At 71.4% G+C, this 20,844-nt stretch carries 12 protein-coding genes and 1 pseudogene; 10 read left to right on the plus strand and 3 right to left on the minus strand.

The window, feature by feature from the left end; translation table 11 throughout:
- Positions 1 to 179: 179 nt before the first annotated feature.
- The 6 genes from ACZ56U_RS05385 (at position 180) to ACZ56U_RS05410 (ending at position 6,798) form a co-directional block, all read left to right on the plus strand.
- Positions 180 to 473: a hypothetical protein gene (locus ACZ56U_RS05385; protein WP_469082697.1), complete on the plus strand. Its 294-nt coding sequence runs from the start codon at positions 180 to 182 to the stop codon at positions 471 to 473.
- A gap of 250 nt (positions 474 to 723) precedes the next feature.
- Positions 724 to 1,728: a TIGR03885 family FMN-dependent LLM class oxidoreductase gene (locus tag ACZ56U_RS05390; protein ID WP_469082698.1), complete on the plus strand. Its 1,005-nt coding sequence runs from the start codon at positions 724 to 726 to the stop codon at positions 1,726 to 1,728.
- Complete coding sequence (locus ACZ56U_RS05395) at positions 1,719 to 3,419, plus strand: alpha-amylase family protein (RefSeq protein ID WP_469082699.1); 1,701 nt, start codon at positions 1,719 to 1,721, stop codon at positions 3,417 to 3,419. The genes ACZ56U_RS05390 and ACZ56U_RS05395 overlap by 10 nt, the downstream gene beginning before the upstream one ends.
- 847 nt (positions 3,420 to 4,266) lie before the next feature.
- Positions 4,267 to 5,172, plus strand: coding sequence for an NADP-dependent oxidoreductase (locus tag ACZ56U_RS05400; protein ID WP_469082700.1), 906 nt, complete (start codon positions 4,267 to 4,269; stop codon positions 5,170 to 5,172).
- Positions 5,173 to 5,245: 73 nt separating this feature from the next.
- Complete coding sequence (locus ACZ56U_RS05405) at positions 5,246 to 6,307, plus strand: alkene reductase (RefSeq protein WP_469082701.1); 1,062 nt, start codon at positions 5,246 to 5,248, stop codon at positions 6,305 to 6,307.
- An 11-nt stretch (positions 6,308 to 6,318) separates the two neighbouring features.
- Positions 6,319 to 6,798: a MarR family winged helix-turn-helix transcriptional regulator gene (locus ACZ56U_RS05410; RefSeq protein ID WP_469082702.1), complete on the plus strand. Its 480-nt coding sequence runs from the start codon at positions 6,319 to 6,321 to the stop codon at positions 6,796 to 6,798.
- Between the two features lie 82 nt (positions 6,799 to 6,880).
- Here ACZ56U_RS05410 and ACZ56U_RS05415 read toward each other — a convergent pair.
- Both ACZ56U_RS05415 and ACZ56U_RS05420 read right to left on the minus strand, forming a co-directional pair.
- A pseudogene (locus tag ACZ56U_RS05415) lies at positions 6,881 to 7,138 on the minus strand (RICIN domain-containing protein); the annotation flags it as partial.
- A 93-nt stretch (positions 7,139 to 7,231) separates the two neighbouring features.
- Positions 7,232 to 10,000, minus strand: a complete 2,769-nt coding sequence (locus ACZ56U_RS05420; protein WP_469082703.1) for a glycosyl hydrolase — start codon at positions 9,998 to 10,000, stop codon at positions 7,232 to 7,234.
- 550 nt (positions 10,001 to 10,550) lie between these two features.
- Here ACZ56U_RS05420 and ACZ56U_RS05425 point away from each other — a divergent pair.
- Complete coding sequence (locus ACZ56U_RS05425) at positions 10,551 to 11,384, plus strand: PIG-L family deacetylase (RefSeq protein ID WP_469082704.1); 834 nt, start codon at positions 10,551 to 10,553, stop codon at positions 11,382 to 11,384.
- 449 nt (positions 11,385 to 11,833) lie between these two features.
- On the opposite strand, the gene ACZ56U_RS05430 is transcribed toward ACZ56U_RS05425, so the two are convergent.
- The gene (locus ACZ56U_RS05430; protein WP_469082705.1) at positions 11,834 to 12,439 is read right to left on the minus strand and encodes a dihydrofolate reductase family protein; all 606 of its coding nucleotides are present in this window, start codon (positions 12,437 to 12,439) and stop codon (positions 11,834 to 11,836) included.
- Between the two features lie 215 nt (positions 12,440 to 12,654).
- Between ACZ56U_RS05430 and ACZ56U_RS05435 the strand changes: the two genes are divergently transcribed.
- From ACZ56U_RS05435 to ACZ56U_RS05445, 3 genes are all read left to right on the plus strand, one after another.
- A complete protein-coding gene (locus ACZ56U_RS05435; protein ID WP_469082706.1) occupies positions 12,655 to 13,923 on the plus strand; it encodes a cation:proton antiporter in 1,269 nt (422 codons plus the stop codon).
- A 136-nt stretch (positions 13,924 to 14,059) separates the two neighbouring features.
- The gene (locus tag ACZ56U_RS05440) at positions 14,060 to 14,185 is read left to right on the plus strand and encodes a hypothetical protein (protein WP_469082707.1); all 126 of its coding nucleotides are present in this window, start codon (positions 14,060 to 14,062) and stop codon (positions 14,183 to 14,185) included.
- Positions 14,186 to 14,416: 231 nt separating this feature from the next.
- Positions 14,417 to 20,710: an amino acid adenylation domain-containing protein gene (locus ACZ56U_RS05445; RefSeq protein ID WP_469082708.1), complete on the plus strand. Its 6,294-nt coding sequence runs from the start codon at positions 14,417 to 14,419 to the stop codon at positions 20,708 to 20,710.
- The last annotated feature ends 134 nt before the right edge of the window (positions 20,711 to 20,844 follow it).

The following is a 20,844-nucleotide window of genomic DNA, read 5'->3' on the forward strand; positions in this document are numbered from 1 at the left end:
AAGACGCTCTGTGACACCAGGCATGCGGACACCAGGCATGCGGACACCAGGCATGCGGACACCAGGCATGCGGCCGTCCCGCCCCGCACTCGCCGCCGTGCAGGTCGTCGTCCACCGGCCGCTGCGACAAGTCACCCTCAGGCTGATCGAGAGGAGAGATAGGGGGTACACGGCTGCGCATGGCACCGAAGAACGATCACTCGAAGTTCCTGCGGGCGGTACGGCAGATGCGCCGCATCCGAGCCTTCTACGCGCTGGGCGCTCTTCTCTGGGCGGCGACGGCCGCCTGGGGAGGCTGGCAGAACCCCGGCAGTCGGCAGATGTGGGTGCCCGTACTCCTGTTGGTGGTCTTCGCCGCTCTGCTGACCGCGACGACCCTGTGGCTGCGGCAGCACCGGTCCGAGGACGCCGACCGGCCCACCCACCACGCGGCTCCACGGAGGACGGCTGTCCGTCGCCACGCGAGCGCCTGACACGCGGACCTGCGAGAGCCCGGGGGTCTGAGGAATCGCGGCGCTCGGCCGGAGGACATCTCCTTGGCAGCCACTTGAGGCCCCCATCCGGGGCCGACCGCCGTGGACGTTCTCCGAGAGCACCTCCCGAGGCCCCCTCTCGCGCCCCTCACCCCCACCACGCGCATCGTGCGGTGCGGGAGTGGTGACGGCCCCAACACCCGTGGGGTCGACGCCCGCTGAGGAACCGTGCCGGGGGTACTCGCTCGCCATGACTGTCTACGGAGTACACGCCTCGCACGAGCAGATCCCACCCGCGGATCTGCTCGACGCCGTGGTACGCGCGGAGCAGGCGGGCTTCACCGCCGCCATGTGCTCGGACCACTTCTCGCCGTGGAGCGTGCGTCAGGGGGAGTCCGGCTTCGCCTGGTCATGGCTCGGAGCCGCCCTCCAGGCCACCGACCAGGTGCCGTTCGGTGTCGTGAACGCGCCCGGCCAGCGCTACCACCCCGCCGTCATCGCCCAGGCGATCGCCACCCTCGCGGCCATGAACCCGGGCCGGTTCTGGACCGCGCTCGGCACCGGAGAGGCCTCCAACGAACACATCACCGGCGCGGGTTGGCCCCGCAAGGACACCCGGTCCGCGCGCCTGCGGGAATGCGTCGACGTCATCCGGGCGCTGCTGCGGGGCGAGGAGGTCAGCCACGACGGGCTGGTGACCGTGGACCGGGCCCGGCTGTGGACGCTGCCGCCCGAGGAACCGCCGCTGCTGGGAGCCGCGTGCAGCACCGCCACCGCGGCCTGGTGCGCCGAGTGGGCGGACGGGCTGATCACGGTCAACGCCCCGCGCGAACGCCTGCGCGAGATCATCGGCGCCTACCGTGACGCGGGCGGACGTGGACCGCTCCACCTCCAGGTGCACCTGAGCTGGGCGCCCGACGAGGCCGAGGCGCTCGCCCTCGCGCACGACCAGTGGCGGACCAACGTGCACGCCCCGCCGGCCAGTTGGGACCTCGACTCCGCGGAACTGTTCGACGTCGTCAGCGAGCACGTCACCCCCGAGCAGGTGGCGCAAACGGTCAACGTCTCCTCCGACCTCGGTCGGCACGCCGCCCAGCTCCAGGAGTACGCCGACCTGGGGTTCGACGCGGTGATGCTGCACCACGTGGGCCGGGAACAGGCCGCGTTCATCGACACGTTCGGCGCCGAGGTACTGCCGCGACTCGACGTGACCCGCCCGATCCCCGCCACGGCCAAGGAGTACCGATGCGTCTGACCCGCACGTCCGACCTGTGGTGGAAGAACGCGGTGGTGTACTGCCTGGACGTCGAGACGTACCAGGACGGCAACGGCGACGGCATCGGGGACTTCGCGGGGCTCACCCAGCGCATCGACCACCTGGTGCGCCTCGGCGTGACCTGCGTGTGGCTGATGCCCTTCTACCCCACGCGGGAGCGCGACGACGGCTACGACATCACGGACTTCTACGGCGTGGACCCGCGCCTGGGCACCCTCGGTGACTTCACCGAGTTCGTCCGCACCGCGCGCGACCGCGGCATCCGCGTGATCGCCGATCTCGTCGTCAACCACACCTCCGAGGACCACCCCTGGTTCAAGGACGCCCGCTCCAGCCGCGAGTCCGCCCACCGCGACTGGTACGTCTGGAAGGACGAGCCCCCCAAGGACGGCCCCCAGGGCGTGGTCTTCCCCGACGCGGAGGACAGCCTGTGGGAGTACGACGAGGGCAGCGGCCAGTACTACCTGCACCGCTTCTACAAGCAGCAGCCCGACCTCAACGTCGCCCACCCCGAGGTCCGTGACGAGATAGCCCGCATCATGGGCTTCTGGACCCAGCTCGGGCTGTCCGGCTTCCGGGTCGACGCCGTGCCCTTCCTGCTGGAGACCGACGGACAGAGCGACGCGGGGGAACTGCCCGACCCGCACGAGTACCTCGCCGACCTGCGTGCCTTCCTCGGCCGCCGCAACGGTGAGGCGGTCCTGCTCGGCGAGGTCAACCTGCCCTACGACGGCACCACCCGCTTCTTCGGCGACCCCTCCTCGGACCGCGGTGACGAACTCACCATGTGCTTCGACTTCGTCGGGATGCAGCAGATGTACCTGTCGATGGCACGCCACGACGCCAGGCCGCTGGCCGCCGCACTGCGCGACCGCCCCGCGGCGCCGCGCGACGCCCAGTGGGCCGTGTTCGTGCGCAACCACGACGAACTCACCCTGGACAAACTGAGCGACGACGAACGGGCCGAGGTGTTCGCGTCCTTCGGCCCGGAGAAGGACATGCAGTTGTACGACCGAGGGCTGCGGCGCAGGCTCCCGCCCATGGTCGACGGCGACCGACGCCGCGTCGAACTGGCCTACAGCCTGCTGTTCACCCTGCCGGGCACGCCCGTGCTCTTCTACGGCGAGGAACTCGGCATGGGCGAGAACCTGGCCGCGGAGGGACGCCAGGCCGTACGCACCCCGATGCAGTGGACCCCGGAGAAGGCCGCCGGGTTCTCCACCGCCGAGCTGGACGCCTTCCCCAACCCGCTGGTGGAGGGCGCGTTCGGTCCCCAGAAGATCAACGTGTACGAGCAGAGCCGCGACCCTGCTTCCCTGCTGAGCCGCATGCGTCTGTTCATCGAACGCTACCGGGAGGCCCCCGAACTGGCCTGGGGTGACTACCGTTTGCTCCCGACGGGGCAGGACGCCGTGCTCGCGCACGTCTGCCGCGCGGGTGACGGCACCGTGCTGGCCGTACACAACTTCGCGGACCAGCCTCACACCGTACGGCTGGAACTGGCCGAGGCCGGATCCTGCGGACGGCTGACGGACCTGCTCGACGAGGGACACACCGGTCTGAAGGCAGGCGAGGACGGCATGTTCCACGTCGACCTGCCCCCGTACGGCTATCGGTGGCTCCGCGTCGGCACCCCGGCGGACGACCCCGAAAGCATCGCGTCCGCCTGACAGGCCCATGAGTGGGGCCCCGAGCCATCGCCGGGGCCCCAGTGTGCCGCGTCCGGGGCCAGCTCTACTGCTGGCCCTGCCAACCCCCTTGCAGTGTCACGGTGTACGGGGAACCAAGCTCCGCCGGGCACCTCCGCCTGCCCCGGTGACGGCCCCGTACCGACGGTTCGGGACGTCGGGTGTCAGCCGATACACGTGTCCAGCCGCTCTCCCACTCCGGGCGGCGCCTCGGGTCGGTGCCCTCCCGGTGTCTCCAGGCGACACCCGGCTCGGCTGTGGAGGGAGCGCAGTGGAGACCGGGTGTCGCCGGGGTCCGGCCTCCACGCTCAGAAGGCATTTCTCTTCTTCAGGATTCCGGCCTCAGCCGCTTCGGCTGGTCGTTCGCGGTCACCGCGCTCGGTCTCGTGGTGCCGCCCCCGTGCCGGCTCGGAGAGGTTGTCACCGACCACGTTCTCCGTTGAGCTGCATCCCCCCGGCAGGCCGGGCCGACCCGCACCCCTCTCCAGGGTCACCGCGACCTGCTCCCCTCATCCACGCCGCCAGACGGCAACCCTTTGCCTCGGAGCCCGGGACCAGGCCCGAGGCGGCCCCTGAATCAGAAGGGATTCGCGGGCCGCCAGGCCCCCGGGCAGGCCATTCGGCCCCCGGTCGGGGTAGCCCTCGGCTGCGCCAGGCGCGCTCTGGCGGAGTCCTCTCCGGTCCGGGGGCCGTTCCGAGGACGCCGCTGCGACCCTGACCGATCCCGCGCGCAGCCCTCAGCGGGAAATACTTGGCTAGCCACATGTTTCCTGTTACGTTGATTATGTGTCCAGCCACCTAAATGGGTGGTGGGGCGAGAGGAGTCGTCATGAAAGCCATCCTGTTCGACCGCTTCGGCGGCACGGACGTGCTGTACGAGGCGGAGATCGAGACCCCGCAGCCCGCCCCCGGGCAGATCCGCGTCCGCGTCAAGGCCGCCGGGCTGAACGCGCTGGACGGCAAGATCCGCTCCGGAGCGATGCAGGCGGCGTTCCCCACGCCGCTCCCCGCCGTCCCGGGTGCCGAACTCGCCGGCGTGGTGGACGCGCTGGGTGAGGGCGTGCAGGACGTACAGGTGGGCGACGAGGTGCTGGGCTGGTCGGACACCGGCTCGTACGCCCAGTACGCACTGGCCACCACCGTTGCCCCCAAGCCCGCCGCCCTCGACTGGCAGCACGCGGTCGCGCTGCCGGTGGCGGGCGAGACGGCCGAGCGGGTCCTGGACCTGCTGGGCGTCGCCGCCGGGGAGACCGTGCTGATGCACGGCGCGGCCGGAGCGGTCGGCACCCTGGCGGTCCAGCTCGCCACGGCCCGCGGAGCGCGCGTCATCGCCACCGCCGGCCCCGGGAACCAGGGCTACCTCACCTCACTCGGCGCCACCGCGACCCTCTACGGCGAGGGCCTGATCGAGCGGGTCCGGGAGCTCGCCCCCGACGGCGTGGACGCGGTGTTCGATCTGGCCGGGAAGGGCGCACTGGAGGACTCCATCGCCCTGCGCGGCGGCACCGAACGCATTGTCACCATCGCCGACTTCCGCGCGCACCAGCTCGGCATCACCTTCTCCAGCGGTGGCCGGGAACACTCGGCCGCCCGCCTGGACGCGCTGGCGCAGGACGCCGCGTCCGGCAAGGTCGTCACCACCGTCACCCCCTACCCGCTCACCCAGGCCGCCACGGCCCAGCAGGTCAGCGACGCCGGGCACGGCCGGGGCAAGCTCGTCCTCACCCTCGACTGATCCCGCCCGCCCTTCCTCTTGTTCTTCCTTGTTCTGCTCATCACCTGGCCGTCACCGTACCGAAGGACCCCTCATGCTGAACGCCCTGTGGACATCGACCACCGTCGGTGACCTCGCCCTCCCGCACCGCCTGGTCATGGCCCCCATGACCCGTGACCGCTCCACCCCCGAAGGCGTACCGACCGAGCTGAACGCCGAGTACTACGCCCAGCGGGCCTCGCACGCGCTGATCATCACCGAGGGAACGCAGCCGAACGCCGACGGCCAGGGCTACCTCCTCACCCCCGGCATCCACAATGACGAGCAGATCGCCGGGTGGCGCAAGGTCACGGACGCCGTGCACGCGGCCGACGGCCGGATCGTCATCCAGCTGATGCACACCGGACGTATCTCCCACCCCGACAACACGCCGCACGGCCGCCAGCCGGTCGCCCCCTCGGCCATCCGGCCGCAGGGCACGATGTTCACCGCGTCCGGGCCCCAGGAGATGCCGACCCCCCGGGCCCTGTCGACGCAGGAGGTCGCGACGACCGTCGAGGACTTCCGCCGCGCCGCAGCGGCCGCTGTCGCGGCAGGCGCCGACGGCGTGGAGATCCACGGCGCCAACGGCTACCTCGTGCACCAGTTCCTCGCCGACAACGCCAACCAGCGCACCGACCAGTACGGCGGCTCCATCGACAACCGCATCCGCTTCGCCGTGGAGGTGGCCGCCGCCGTGGCCGAGGAGATCGGCGCCCACCGCACCGGTCTGCGCATTTCCCCCGGGAACCCCTACAACGACATCACCGAGTCCGACACCGCCGAGCTGTATCCGGCGCTCCTGCGCGCCCTGAGCCCGCTCGGCCTCGCCTACCTGCACATCCTCCACGCGGGTGACGAGGAGCTGCTGGCCACCCTGCGCGCGCTGTGGCCGACCACGCTGATCCTCAACCGGGCCGGCGCCGACCTGCCCACCCGTGCGAAGGACATCGACCACGGCACGGCCGACCTCGTCTCTGTCGGTGCTCTCGCGCTCGCCAACCCGGACCTGGTGGAGCGGCTACGCTCGGACGCGCCGCTGAACACCCCCGACCCGGCGACCTTCTACGGCGGCGGAGTGGCCGGCTACACCGACTACCCCACCCACACCGTCTGAGGAACCGCACCATGCCCGCCTCCACCCACCGCACCCCCTCCACGGCCAGCGACGGGCCGATGAGTTACGCGATCTTCCAGCTCGCCCGCGCTCACCGCGCCCGCGCCGCCGCCATGCTGCGCGAGATGGACCTGCATCCCGGACAGGAACTGCTGCTGATGCAACTCCTGGACCGGGACGGCCAGACGCAGTCCGAACTGCTCGAAAGCGTCGGCCTGGACCACTCCACCGTCTCCAAGTCCCTGCGCCGCATGCAGGACGCCGGCCTGCTCGTGCGCGAGCCGGCCGCACACGACCGGCGCGTCATGGTCGTCCACCTCACCGACAAGGGCCGAGCCATGCGCGAGCCCATCGCGGCCATGTGGCAGGCACTGGAGGAGACGTCCGCGCGAAACCTGTCGGCGCAGCAGGCAGAGTCCTTCGTCCGCACCGCCTACACCATCGCCGACGCGATCAACGGCAGCGCTCTTCCGCGGGAGGATTCCGAGTAACTCTCGGGCCGCACCTGAGACGACCGTCCGCCCCTTCTCCTCGACGACACCGCAGTCGGGGAAAGGGGGGGCGGAGGGCAGGTCAGGACGGAATGATCCGCCATTGCTGCCGTGCTTGTGACGCATACGGCTGCTGTTCGATGTTGGCTCCGTCGGCCGTGCTGCCCTCGTCGACGCCGAGGGACAGCCCGCTGTAGCGGTTGATGAGGAAGTAGTGACCGTCACCGGTGGGCGTGACGGCCCAGTGCTGCTCGGGGGCGCGGGCGTCTGCCCAGATGACGACGTTGCCGCCGTCCTCGCGGGAAAGACCCGCGACCTCCAGAAGCTTGCCGCTGCCCACAGGCTGTCGGCGAGATCCTGTCGGGCACGTCGGGCACGTCAGTTTGGCGGGCAACGGACTGGCGCCGTTGCCCGCCGAACTGTCTTCACCGGTTCAGTTGTAGGGGATCACCACCACGGACTTGTCCGTGCCCGTCTGGAGTTTGGAGGTGCCGCTGCCGATGGCGCTCCAGACTTCGAGTCGGACGGTGCCGCCCTGAAGGGTGCCCAGGGTGCCCGTGGACGCCTTGAGGCCGCGCGTCTGCGTGTACTCCTCCCACCCGGCGACCGGGTCGGTGGCGAAGTAGTTGTACGTCTCGGTCCGGTCGAAGGTCCCGTCCCCGGTGAAGTCGTAGCTGACGCGCACCTGTTGGCCGAGACCGACCGTGGTGCCGGCGTCCACCTGGAGCCGGAACGTGGTGCCGGCCCCCGGGGTGAGCGTGCCGTTGACTCCTCGGACCTCGTAGACGAGGGGCTGGTACGGGGTGCCGTCGTGGTTGGTGCCTCCGGCGGAGGCGATCGTGTCGCTGCCCGGGGTGCCGCCGGTCGCCGTGGTCAGGACACCGCCACCGCGCAACTGGAAGGTGTTCCCGGTCGGCGGATCGGGGTCGGGGTCCGGTGACCCGGAACCTGTGCCGGTCGCGGTGGACCGAGCGGGTACGGACAGGGTTTTGCCGTCCGAGAAGGTGACGGTCCGGGTCGATGAACCGTGGTTGTGGGCGACGTAGGTGCGGGTCGTGCCCTTGGCCAGGACGGCGGAGGTGGGGATGTCCCCTGTCACGGTGGTGTCGGGCGCGCCCAGCGCGTCGAGGGTGGTGATCCAGTGGTAGGTGTGCGCCTTGGACTCTCCCTGCTCCGGTGTGTAGGCCGCGTTGCCCGCGTCCCACTTGGCCTTGGCCGCGGTGGGGTCGGCCAAGGCCTGGAACTCCCAGAGGATGTCGCGCCATTCGACGGCCGGGCCCCCGTTCTCCCGCTCCATCTCCGTGATGTTGCGCCGCACGGCGGCCTTCTCACCGCCGAGATGGAGCGATCCGCCGGTGACGGGCAGGACGTTGATGCCGTGGATCTCCTCGGGGTTGGCGGTCCACCAGGTGGCGTAGGCGGCGCCGCTGCCCCAGACCATGCCCGCCGTGTCGTGCCCGAACGAGGAGGGGAAGACCTGCTCGTCGGCGTCGAACCAGTACTGGGCTATCGATTCCGATTCGGTGGTCAGCAAGTAGGTGCCGAGGTCCCGCAGCGAGGTGTCGCCGGTGGCGGAGCCCCACAGGACGAGGGCTGCGCTGAGGTTGGTGGACTCGGAGGAGGATTCCTGGTTGTTGCCGGCGGCGAAGCCTTGATGGCCGGATGCCCAGCTGTGGCCCGCGTACACGTCGAAGCCCCGCAGGAAGGGGAAGGAGCTGTCGGTGCGACTGGGGTTGGCGGTGTCCCGCACGAGGGCCTTGACCATGCCGCCCCATGCGGAGTCGGCGGCCCATCCCTGGTCGTACTGGGCGACGATCGCCGCCGCGTAGATGTAGTAACCGTAGTGGAAGTGGTGGTCGTTGAGCTCGGTGTCGCTGCCGTAGGAGGCGGGATAGCCGGTGAGGGTCTTCCAGTCCTTGTCGTAGCTGAACTCGTTCGCGCCGCCCGCCGTGAACCAGTCCTGGAGTTTGCCCTTGATCAGGCCGAGAAGCTTGTCCCGGATGCCGTTCTCACCGATCTGCTCGGCCACTGGGACGAGTTGGGCGAGGCGTCCGAGGGCTTTGCCGGTCCAGTAGGTGTCGGTTGCGCCGGAGAAGGGGTCGGTGGCGTTCGCGACCTCGTTCAGGTAGCCGCGCAGCCGGGCGGCGTCCACAGCGTCCGACTTCGGCAGTGCGGGCAGCACCGCCGCGGCCTTCTGGGTGGTGGTGAACGTGGTTGACTCGCGGACCTTCATGGTGCCGCGCGGTGAGACGTAGGTGTAGGAGGTGAGGGCGTCGCTGGTGTTGAGCCATTGATGGCGGTAGAGCGCCTGGAGTGTGCCGCGCTCGGTGCCTTCCTTCGCCTCCGTGGTGAGGGTGTACGTGGCCTTCGCGGTGCCGCCGGTGTAGCTCCAGGTCACCTTGGAGTCGGTGACGAAGCTGTAGGCGTACTTCTTGAAGGTCGCCAGCGCGTCGGTGTTCGGCAGGACGGCGACGGAGAAGTAGTCCTTGGAACCGAGGCCGGTGCTGATGGTGGAGCCGGCCACGTTCCAGTCGCTGCCGGTCGGTGCGAAGAGGGCGTAGTGGTGTCCGCCGACGGTGATGCCGAGGACGTTGGTCTGGTCGGCGAAGACGGTGGGGGCGGCGGCGGTGGTGATCTGGGCGTTGCCGCCGGAGCCCCGGGCGTATACGAACGGGGAGCCGTGGCCGATGGTGGTGCGCAGGGTGCGGGCACCGTCGGACCACAGGGGAGTGACCGTCCAGTCGGACCAGTCGTCGGCCTTGGTGTCGGGGGAGTTGAGGCCGGTCAGCCCGATGGTGAGGTCGCGCTTGTGGGCGTACTCGTACTGTCGCCCGTCACCGACGATCGCGGGCGAGGTCGGGTAGCCGATGTCGAGCCCGGCGGCCGTGGCCTGGTAGGTGAGGGGGTGCCCGTACATGGGGGTCGACCAGGGATTGTCGCCGTAGCGCTGGAAGGCGAGGGAGGACCACCAGTCGTTGGTGGGTACCGGCCGGTTGCGTGCGGCGGTGGTCAGCTTGGGGATGACGGGTGTTCCTGTGTTGGTGGTCGGTCCCGACGTGCCGGAGGGGCGGGTGTCGGAGTAGCTGCCGGAACCTACGGGAACGGTGGCCGCGGCCGCCGGTGCGGCGGCCGGGACGAGGCCTACGGCGGCGAGGGCTGAGGCCAGTAGCAGGATGACTGCCGGTCTGCGTGGGGATGGCATGCGGCACCTCAAGTCTTCACAGAAGAGGAGTCTGAGAGCGCTCTCAGATGGCCGGAACGTAAAGCCTCTGTAATGCACGTGTCAATGCACTGAACGCGTCCGGTAGTTGACGAGTGATGAAGCCCGTTGTGCCTTCGCCCCTTGACGGCTGTGCCTACGCGCCTTGACGGCGCAGGCCGGTGAGGGTGGCGACCGGCAGTGAGTGAAGCGCGTTGGATCTGCTCGGCACCCGCATACTCGACGGCGACATCCACGTACTCATCCACCGGCCCACCGCATGCCTGGGACGCCCGCAGCAGGTGCCCTGTCCCGACGTGCGCCGTGGACGTACGGCGTAGTTCCGTCTCATCGGCGCGGCGGAGGCAGACCAAGCGCTCTCGTCGGGAACAGTCGGTCCAATCGGCAGGTTGCATCCACCGAGGGCCCGGCGCCGCAGGGCGGGAAACACGGAGACCGCGAGGTCGTCCGCCCCGCTCGGGTCCGGTCCCAGGACCGCGGTATGCCCGCTGTACGGCTTGGATCAAGACGCGTTTTCGCAGGAGGATTCTTCATGACCGATCGGCCCCTGACGCTCATGGCAGTACACGCCCACCCCGACGACGAGGCCACCGGGACCGGTGGCGTCCTCGCGCGATACGCGGCGGAGGGCATCCGCACGGTGCTGGTGACGTGTACCGACGGCCGCTGCGGGGACGGACCGGGAGGCGTCAAGCCGGGCGATCCCGGGCATGATCCGGCGGCGGTCGCCGTGATGCGACGGCGGGAACTCGAGGCGAGCTGTGACGTGCTGAAGGTCAGCGATCTGGAGATGCTGGACTACGCGGACTCCGGAATGATGGGTTGGCCGACCAACGACGCTCCCGGCTCCTTCTGGCGGACCCCTGTGGAGGAAGGCGCTGCCCGCCTAGCGGAACTCATGCGGCATTACCGGCCCGATGTGGTCGTCACCTATGACGAGAACGGTTTCTACGGCCACCCCGATCACATCCAGGCGCACCGCATCACCATGGCGGCGCTGGAGATGACGGCGCCGGCACCGAAGGTGTACTGGACGACGGCGCCGCGTTCGATGATGCAGCGGTTCGGCGAGCTCATGCGCGAGTTCGATGAGGACATGCCGGAGCCGGATCCCGCCGAGGCCGCCGCGTTGGCCGAGATCGGCCTCCCCGACGACGAGATCACGACGTGGGTGGATGCGACCGGGTTCAGCGATCAGAAGTTCGACGCGTTGGCCGCGCACGCCAGCCAGGGCGAGAACATCTTCTTCCTCAGGATGGGCAAGGAGCGGTTCGGCGAGTTGATGGGCATGGAGACCTTCGTCCGCGTCCAGGACGCCACCGGCGCGGCCGTACCCGAGAACGATCTCTTCGCCGGGCTGCGCTGACCGCCCGTCCGGTCGCCCTGGGAGGGGCGTCGGCCGCCGATGCGCGTGCTGCTGGGCACAGGCGCCCCCTTCCGGATCGAGAGCGGGACGCGTGGACGGGACCGACGGCCGGCTCGACCCGGACCTGGGATCGGTAGGAGTCCATGCGGCGAGAGCCACGCCGCATGGACCTGCAGAAGGTGCTCGGGCTGTGGTGGACGGTGCCCGCGGGGGCTGGCGTTGGTGGGTTACGCGTGTTCGCCGGCCGGGCTGACCCGGCTCCAGCGGGCGGTGTGGGTGACGGCTCGGGTCGTGGAGGCGCATCCGCCGGGACACGGCGAGTCGGGGGAGCACGGGATACCGGTGACGATCGTGTCCATCTCATGCTGGACAGCGAGGGGCGGGCCTCCGGATCTCCCCGGCCCACGACCCGGCCGTGCCGACGCCCTACGCGTTTTCGCGGGGCGATGTCATGCGGGCGTGCCGAGCGGCGGGTGGTCGAGTACGCGGGGCTTGTACTCGACCAGCTGGATGCGGCCGTCGAAGGTGCGGTGTTCGATCATCTCGAGGGCGACGTCCGGATAGCCGTCGTAGATGCGTTCCTCTCCCGTGGCCCCGGTGATCACCGGGAACATCACGACCCGGAAGCGGTCGACGAGTCCGGCTCGTAGCAGCGACCGGCACAGGCTGAGGCTGCCGATCGTGCTCAGGAGCCCGGAGCCGCTCGCCTTCATGGCGCGGACCGTCTCGACGGCGTCGTCGCGGACGAGTGTGCAGTTGGCCCATGTCAGTGGATCGTCGAGCGAGGAGGAGAACACCACCTTGGACGCCTGCGTGAGCTCGTCCACGGACGCCTCTTCCTCGGGCCTGAACTCGTCTTGGCCACCGGGGACCTCGCCTGCGGCGAAGCCCGACATCAGGCGGTAGGTGTTCGCTCCCATCAGGTAGGTGGCCTTGGGCTGCTCGCCGAGCCAGGCGAGGTACTCCGGGCCCTCCAGGCCCCAGAAGCCGGGCCATCCCTCTCCTGAGGCGTGGCCGTCGAGGGAGGTGATGAAGTCGACGAGAAGCTCCGACATGGCGGTGCCCTTTCCTAGGTGTCATCAGCTTGGACCGGCCGGGAGCCGCGAACTCATCGGCCGCGCCGTGGAGCAAGGAGGAAACCCGCGACGCTGCGGCCGGCAGCACCGTGCGAATGGCCAGGCCGCGAGTCTGGCCACGCGCTCGGGCGAGGGGGCGGGGGAACGGGGTACACACGGGGCCTGGGATTGATCTCGTGGGGCAGGAGGTCGCAGTGACGCTTTCGGACGTGGTCTACGTGTGTCTGGGCCTGGGAGCCCTGGGTGCGGCCGTGCTGCCCCGTGTGGTCTCCAAGCGGCCGCTGTCCCTGCCCATGGTGTTCCTCGCCGCGGGAGTTCTCGTCGGGCTGCTGCCGGTGGGCGTGCCGGTCGTGGACCCCGTACGTGATCGGCTGTGGGTCGAGCACACCACCGAGGTGTGTGTGATCGTGTCGCTGATGGGCGCAGGACTCGCCATCGACCGGCCCTTCGCTTGGCGCCGCTGGTCCGGTACGTGGCGGTTGCTGGGCATCACGATGCCGCTGACCGTGGCGGCCGTCGCCCTGCTGGCCTGGGGGCTGCTGGACTGGCCGCCCGCCGCCGCACTGCTGCTGGGCGCCGTGCTCGCGCCCACGGATCCCGTGCTGGCCGGTGAGGTGCGCGTGGGCGAGCCGCTGGGTTCCGAGCGGGACGAGGACGAGGTGCGGTTCTCCCTGACCAGTGAGGCCGGGCTGAACGACGGGCTCGCCTTCCCGTTCGTCTACGCGGCGATCGCCCTCGCCGCGGCTGCCGGGACGGGGTGGTCGACGGACTGGATCGGTTCGTGGGCGCTGACCGACCTGCTGGTCAAGTGCGCTGTCGGGCTGGCCGTCGGGGGCGGCGTCGGGCGGCTGCTGGGGTGGATGTTCTTCCGGGTGCGTGCGTCGGAGCTACGGCTGTCCGAGCACATGGAGGGCTTCGTGGCCCTGGGAGCCACCTTCGTGTCCTACGGCGTCGCCGAGGTGCTCCACGGCTACGGCTTCCTGTCCGTGTTCGTGACCGCCTGTGCCATCCGGGCCGCCGAACGCAGCCACGGCTATCACAAGGTGCTGCACGAGTTCACCGAGCAGATCGAACGGCTGCTCACGGCCGTGCTGCTGTTCCTGCTCGGCCGTTACTTCGTGGAGGGCGTCCTGCCGGCCCTGACGTGGGCCGGCGTGGTTGTCGGTGTCCTGCTGCTGCTGGTCGTGCGGCCGCTCACGGGCTGGCTGGCGCTGGTACGCACCGCCATGGGGAAGAAGGAGCGGGCCGTGGTCGCCCTGTTCGGGATCCGGGGCATCGGTTCGCTGTTCTATCTGTCCTACGCGCTGGGCCAGGACTCCTTCGGCGGCTTGGAGCGGGAGCTGTGGGCCGTCGTGGCCCTCACCGTCGTGATCTCGGTGGTGCTGCACGGTGTCATGGCGACCCCGGCCATCGGCTATCTGGACCGGCGGCGCGACAGGGCGGAGCTCGGCGGCCGGTCGTAGGCGGCCGTCCGGACGGGCCGCGGGCCGTAGGCTCACGGGCTGTTCCAGTACTCCCCGGTGCAGACGTCGATGTACCGCCCGGGGTCGAAGGTCCGGCCGTGCTGCGGGAAGAAGTTGATCTTCCGGTAGGTCTGGAATGGTCGCCACGACCGGGACGGTCCGCGGCGGCGATCCCGCCTCGGGGCGGGTGAGCAGCAGCGCGCCCACGATCACGGCCGCGGTGGTGATCGCCGTCGCGGTGGCCTTGGCCATGGGGCGATGAAGGGGAAACGCGGTGACTGGAACGGCGTCCCAGGCTCTGCCGTCCGAACTGGGCCCGCTGGTCCGGGAGAACGGGCGCCCCGCCGGGCCCTGACTCGGTCCGCGATACCTGACCTGCGGACAGCCGGTCAGGCAGCGGGTTCTGCGTGCGGTGCTGCGTCTTCTTCCCTATGGGCCTCCTGGCTGCCGACGGCAGTCTGCTGCAAAACACGGCACGGCTTGGAGGCTCACAGTGACAGCAGGACCGGCCCCCGAGAGGGCCCTGGACGGCGTCGACACCCGCATCGCATCCTTCGCCCAGCGCCGACTGTGGTTCATGGACCAGCTCGCCGGCTCCTCCAGCGGGTCGATGCTCCCGCTGGTGCTGAGGCTGAGCGGTTCCCTGGACGTGGACCGGCTGCACCGGTCGCTGTCCGCGATCGTGGACCGGCACGAGGTGCTGCGGTCGAGGTTCACCGCCGTCGACGGTGAACCCGTCCAGGTGGTCGACGCCCCGGCCGGTATCGCCCTGGAACGCGCCGAGGTGAGCGGCCCGGACGAGCTGTACCGCCGGTACCTCGGGCGGCCCGTCGACCTGGCCGCCCAGCACCCGGTCCGTGCCGTCCTCGCACGCGTCGCGGCCGACGAGCACCTGCTGCTGGTCGAGGTGCACCACATCGCCGTGGACGGCTGGTCCTGGGGCGTCCTGCTGGAAGAACTCGCCGCCGGCTACCGCGGTGAGGCCGTCGCCGCCCCCGCCGTCTCCTACAGCGACCTGGCCCGCGCCCAGCGGGAACGGCTGCGTGGCCCGCGGCTGGAGCGCATACTGGCGCACTGGCGTGAGCGCCTGGCCGGTCTCACCGCACTGGAGCTGCCGACGGACCGGCCGCGACCTCGCACCTGGGACGGCGCGGGGGACGTCGTCCGCTTCGACCTGCCCGCCGACGTGGTAGCCGCCGTCGACGCCTTCGCCCGTTCCCGCCGTGCCACCCCGTACATGTTCCTGCTCACCGCCTACCAGGTGCTGCTCGGGCACTGGGCGGGCCGCGACGACGTCGCCGTGTGCAGCACCCTGGCCGAGCGCTCCCGGCCCGGCGCCGCCGGACTCATCGGCCCGCTGGTCAACACCGTCGTCCTGCGCACCGACCTCGGCGGAGCGTCGGGCTTCGGCGGCCTGCTGGAGCGGGTGCGCAGCCGCGTCCCGGTCGATCTCGCGCACGCCGAGGCACCGTTCGACCTCGTCGTCGGCGCCCTCGGCGGTTCCCGTGACCTGTCCCGCCACCCGCTCGCACAGGCGTCGTTCACCCTCCTCAACGCGCCGATCCAGCCGGTGCGGATGCCCGGCCTGGACGTCTCCCTGGTCGAACCGCCGCTGTCCGAGACCCCGTTGGACGTGTTCCTCGACCTCACCCTGCGGGCGGACGGCAGCATCGCCGCGCTCCTTCAGTACGCCACCGCCCTGTTCGACACCGCTACCATGCGCGGCTTCGCCCAGGCGTACGTCGCTCTGATCCGGGCCGTGCTCGCCTCTCCCGAAACGCCGGTGCGGGAGCTGGTCCGGTCCCTGCCCGCGCGTCCGGGCGCGCTCGCCCGACCCCGCCCCGCCTGGCACGCCGCCCCCGACCGTCCCACGGGCCCGGCACCCGACCTGGCGTTCTGCGGCGATCCCTCGGCGCTCGCGCTGCGGTGCGGTGCCGAGAGCGCCACGTACGCCGAACTCGAGGCAATGACCGGCGGTCTGGCGGCCGCGCTGCGGGCGGCGGGTGTCGGGCCGGGTGACGCGGTGGGTGTCCTGCTGCGCCGGGGCCTGTGGTCGGTGGCGGCCATCGAGGGCATCTGGCGGGCAGGCGGCGCCTATGTGCCCCTGGACCCCGAACTGCCCGCCGAACGCCTGCGGTACATGGCCCAGGAGGCACACCTCGCCTGTGTCCTCACCGACCCGGTGACCGCGCCCGACGCCGCCGCCCTCGCCCCGGTCCTCGTCGACACCAGCACCGTGGTTCCGTGTGCGGACGGACCCCGCCACCGGCCGCACCCGCGGGAGCTGGCCCACGTCATCTTCACCTCGGGATCCACCGGACGTCCCAAGGCCGTCGGTGTCGAACACGCCGCGCTCGCCTCCCACGTGGCCGCCGCCCGCGCACGCCTCGGCATCACCGCCGCCGACCGCGTCCTGGCCTTCGCCTCGTTCTCCTTCGACGCCTCCCTCGACCAGGTGCTGCCCGCCCTGACCACGGGCGCGGGCGTCGTCATCCGGCCCGACGAGCCGTGGCTGCCCACCCAGGTCCCCGAGATCGTCCAGCGGCACGCCCTGACCGTCGTCAATGTGCCGCCCACCTACTGGGCCGAACTGACACTCTCCCTGGACCGCCGTCTCGCCGCCGCCCTCGGTACCCTGCGCCTGCTGGTCCTGGGCGGCGAGGCCGTCCCGCCCGACACGCTCGCCGCATGGCGCGCCGCCGTCCCCCATGTCCGCGTCTGCAACGCCTACGGCCCCACCGAGACCACGGTCACCGCCACCACCTACGACGCCGACGACCCGCCCGCCCACACCGTGCCCATCGGCCGGCCGCTGGGGGAGCGCCGCGTGTACGTCGTCGACGGCGACGGTGAGCCCGTCCCGGTCGGCGTCGGGGGTGAACTCCTTATCGGCGGGACGGAGGTGGCGCGCGGCTACCTCGGACAGCCGGCGCTGACCGCCGACCGCTTCGTGCCGGACCCGTTCGGGCCGCCCGGCGGACGCCTCTACCGCACCGGCGACATCGTGCGCTGGACACCCGGCGGGGACCTGGAGTTCCTCGGCCGCCGCGACGACCAGGTCAAGATCCGCGGCTTCCGTATCGAGCTCGGGGAGGTGGAGACGGTGCTGCGGGCCTGCCCGCTGGTCGCGCAGGCCGCCGCCCGCCCCGACCGGGCCACGGGGCGCAGCCTCATCGGCTACGTGGTCCCCGCCGCGGACGCGGAGACCGTTCCCGACCGGGCCGAGCTGCGTGCCTGGTGCGCGCGCCACCTGCCGCAGCACGCCGTCCCCTCCGACTTCGTCGTCCTGGACGCACTGCCGGTCGGTGTCTCCGGCAAGCTCGACCGGTCCGCGCTGCCCGATGCCGCCCACATCCGCACCGCGGCCGGACCCGCCTACGCCGCCCCGCGCGACGAAACGGAACGGATCGTCGCCGAGGTGTGGGCCGACGTCCTGGGCCTGGACCGGGTCGGCCTCGACGACAGCTTCTTCGACCTCGGCGGCCACTCCCTGCTCGCCACCATGGCCGTCTCCCGGATCGCCCAGCGCCTGGGGCGGGAGGTCGAGCTGCGCACCGTCTTCGAGCACCCCACCATCCGCGGCTTCGCCCCGGTGGTGGCCGACGCCCGCCTCTCGGGAGCCACCGAAGTGGTGCCCGTCGACCGTGACCGACCCCTGCCGCTGTCCTTCGCCCAGGAACGCCTGTGGTTCCTGGACCGCACCTCCGACACCGGTGAGTCCTACCTGCTGTGGTACTGCTGGCGTATCCGCGGCGGCCTGGACCGCGCCGCCTGGCAGCAGGCCCTGGACGACCTGGTCGCCCGCCACGAGGTGCTGCGCACCGCCCTCATCGAGAGCGACGGACGCCCCGTGCAGGAGGTGTGCGCGCCGGTCGGGGTACCGCTGCACTGGGAGCGGGTGCCCGAGTCCGCCGACGGGCAGGACCGCGTGGCGGAACTGCGCCCGCACGCCGCGGCCTTCGCCACCCGCCGCTTCGACCTCGCCCGGCCGCCACTGCTGCGCTCGGGCGTGTGGGAACTGGCCGACGACGACCACGTCGTCCTGATCAGCCTGCACCACGCGGTGACCGACGGCTGGTCCAAGGGCGTCCTGCTGGACGAACTAGCCGAGCACTACCACGCCCGCCTGCGGGGCGAACGCGCCGCGTTGCCGCCCCTGCCCGTGCAGTACGGCGACTTCGCCGTCTGGCAGCGCGACCGGGCCGACAGCGGGGCCATGGAGCCCCAACTGGCCTACTGGGAAGCCGTCCTCGACGGCGCGCCGGTACTGGACCTGCCCACCGACCGGCCCCGTCCCGCCGCGTTCACCGGCCGCGGTGGCGCCGTCGAGATCGAACTGCCCCGGGACCTCGTCGACCGTGTCGACGCCTTGGCGCGGGAGCACGGGGCCAGCCGCTTCATGGTGCTGCTCGCCGCCGCGCAGGCGGTGCTGGCCCGCTGGACCGGCCAGAGCGACATCTCGGTCGGCACGCCCGTCGCCGGGCGCGACCGGCTCGAACTGGAGCCGTTGGTCGGCTTCTTCGTCAACACGGTCGTGGTGCGCACGGACCTGTCCGGGCGGCCGACGCTCGCCACCCTCGTCGACCGGGTCCGCGATGTGGTCCTGGGCGCCTTCGGCCACCAGGAAGTCCCCTTCGAGCAGGTCGTGCAACGGCTGCGCCCCGAACGTGACCTGTCCCGCAATCCGCTCTTCCAGGTCATGGTCGACGTCCAGGACGCCTCGGCCGGCGGTTCCGCGCTGCCGGGCCTGGACGCCACCGACCTGGCCCTGCCGTGGAGTTCGGCCAAGTTCGACCTGACCGCGACCTTCGTGATCCGGGACGCCGCTTTCGCGCTCAACGTCGAGTACGCCTCCGACCTGTTCGACCAGGCCACCGCCCTTCGCTTCGCCGACCACGTCGGCCGCCTCCTGCACACGCTCCTGGACACTCCGGACGTCCGCGTCGACGAAGCGCCCCTGCTCTCGACGGACGACCGCCGCGAGCTGCTGGCGGCCGCCGGTGACGGCACCGCCCCGCCCCCGGCGTTCACGGTGGCCGGGCGGCCGGGGGCGCAGGCCGTCGTCTGCGAGGACACCGCCCTCACCTACGCCGAGCTCGACGCCCGCACCGCGGGAATCGCGGCCGCGCTCGCCGACGCGGGAACGGCCCCCTCCGACGCGGTCGGTGTCTGCATGGGACGGGGCGTCGGAGCGGTCGCGGCCATGCTCGCCGTCTGGCGGGCGGGCGGCGTCTACGTCCCGCTCGACCCCGACCTGCCGGCACAGCGTCTGGAGCACATGCTCCAGGAGGCGGGCGTGCGGTACGTCGTGTGCGACGCACGCACCCAGGACACCGTCGACGCCCTCGGTGTGCGGTCCGTCAGCGCCGACGACGCCACCCCGCGCGCCGACGGCCCGCGCCACACGCCCCGGCCCGACGACCTCGCCTACGTCATCTTCACCTCGGGCTCCACCGGCCGGCCCAAGGCCGTCGGCGTCGAACACCACGCCCTGGACGCCCATGTCGCCGCCGCCCGCGAGCTGTTCGCACTGACGGACCGGGACCGGGTGCTCACCTTCGCCTCGACCTCCTTCGACGCCTCCCTGGAACAGATCCTGCCCGCGCTCAGCGTCGGAGCAAGCGTGCTCGTGCGGCCCGACGAGATCTGGGCCCCCGAGGAACTGGCCGACCGGGTCGCCACGGCCGGGATCACCGTCATGGAACTGACCCCGTCCTACTGGGCGGAGGTCGTGGCGCGCCTGGACGCGCTGGCCCCTCGACTGGACACGCTGCGGCTGCTGGTGACCGGGGGAGAGGCACTGCCCGCCGATCCCCTCGAGCGCTGGTTCGCCCACCTGCCCGGTGTCCCGGTCGTCAACACCTACGGGCCCACCGAAGCGGTCGTCTCCGCCACCGCGCACACCCTGCGGGCCCGGCCGGAGGGCAGGGTACCCATCGGCCGGGCGCTGGGCAGCCGCCGCACCTACGTCGTGGACGCGCGCGGTGAGCTGGCCCCGCACGGCGTCCCCGGCGAACTCCTCGTCGGAGGACCGGAGGTGGCCCGCGGCTATCTCGGCCGGCCCGCCCTGACGGCCGAGCGGTTCGTGCCCGACCCGCACGGCGGACCCGGCGCCCGCCTCTACCGCACCGGCGACGTCGTGCGCCGACTGCCCTCCGGAGAGCTGGAGTTCCTCGGCCGCAACGACGACCAGGTCAAGATCCGCGGGTTCCGGGTCGAACCCGGCGAGGCGGAGGCGGTCCTGCGCGCTCACCCGGGAGCGCGCGGCGCCGCCGTCCTCGTCCGCACGCTGCACGGCGAGCCCGCGCTGGTCGGTTACGTCGCGGGCGACGGCCTCTCCGAGGAGTCCCTGGCCACCCACTGCCGCGCCCACCTGCCCCACTACCTCGTCCCGTCGGCGTTCGTCCTGCTCGACGCCCTCCCGCTGACCGTCCAGGGCAAGCTGGACACCACGGCGCTGCCCGAACCCGAGGTCCGCGAGGCGCACACCTTCGTGCCGCCGCGGACCCCGGCCGAGACGGTCGTCGCCCAGATCTGGTGCGAGGTCCTGGACCTGCCCCGGGTCGGCGTCCATGACGACTTCTTCGCGCTGGGCGGCCACTCCCTGCGCGCGGTGTCGATCGCCTCTCGGCTCCGGATCGCCTTCGACTGCGCCTTCCAGGTCCGGGACCTGTTCGAACACCCCACCGTGGAGCGGCTCGCCGCCGAGGTGGAACGCCGCCTGCTGGAGCTGATCTCGCAGATGAGCGACGACGAGATCGACCTGTCCCTGACCGCCGACCTCTGACCGTCCGCCGACCTCTGACCGTCCGTCGACCTCTGACCGTCCGCCGGCCCTACCGGTCCGCGGGTCCCTCCACCCGCGGACCGTGCCCGGCGGGCACCGACCGTCCCTGTCCGAGGGCCCCGCGCGAGAAACCT

This window comes from Streptomyces sp. NPDC034103, assembly GCF_055575395.1.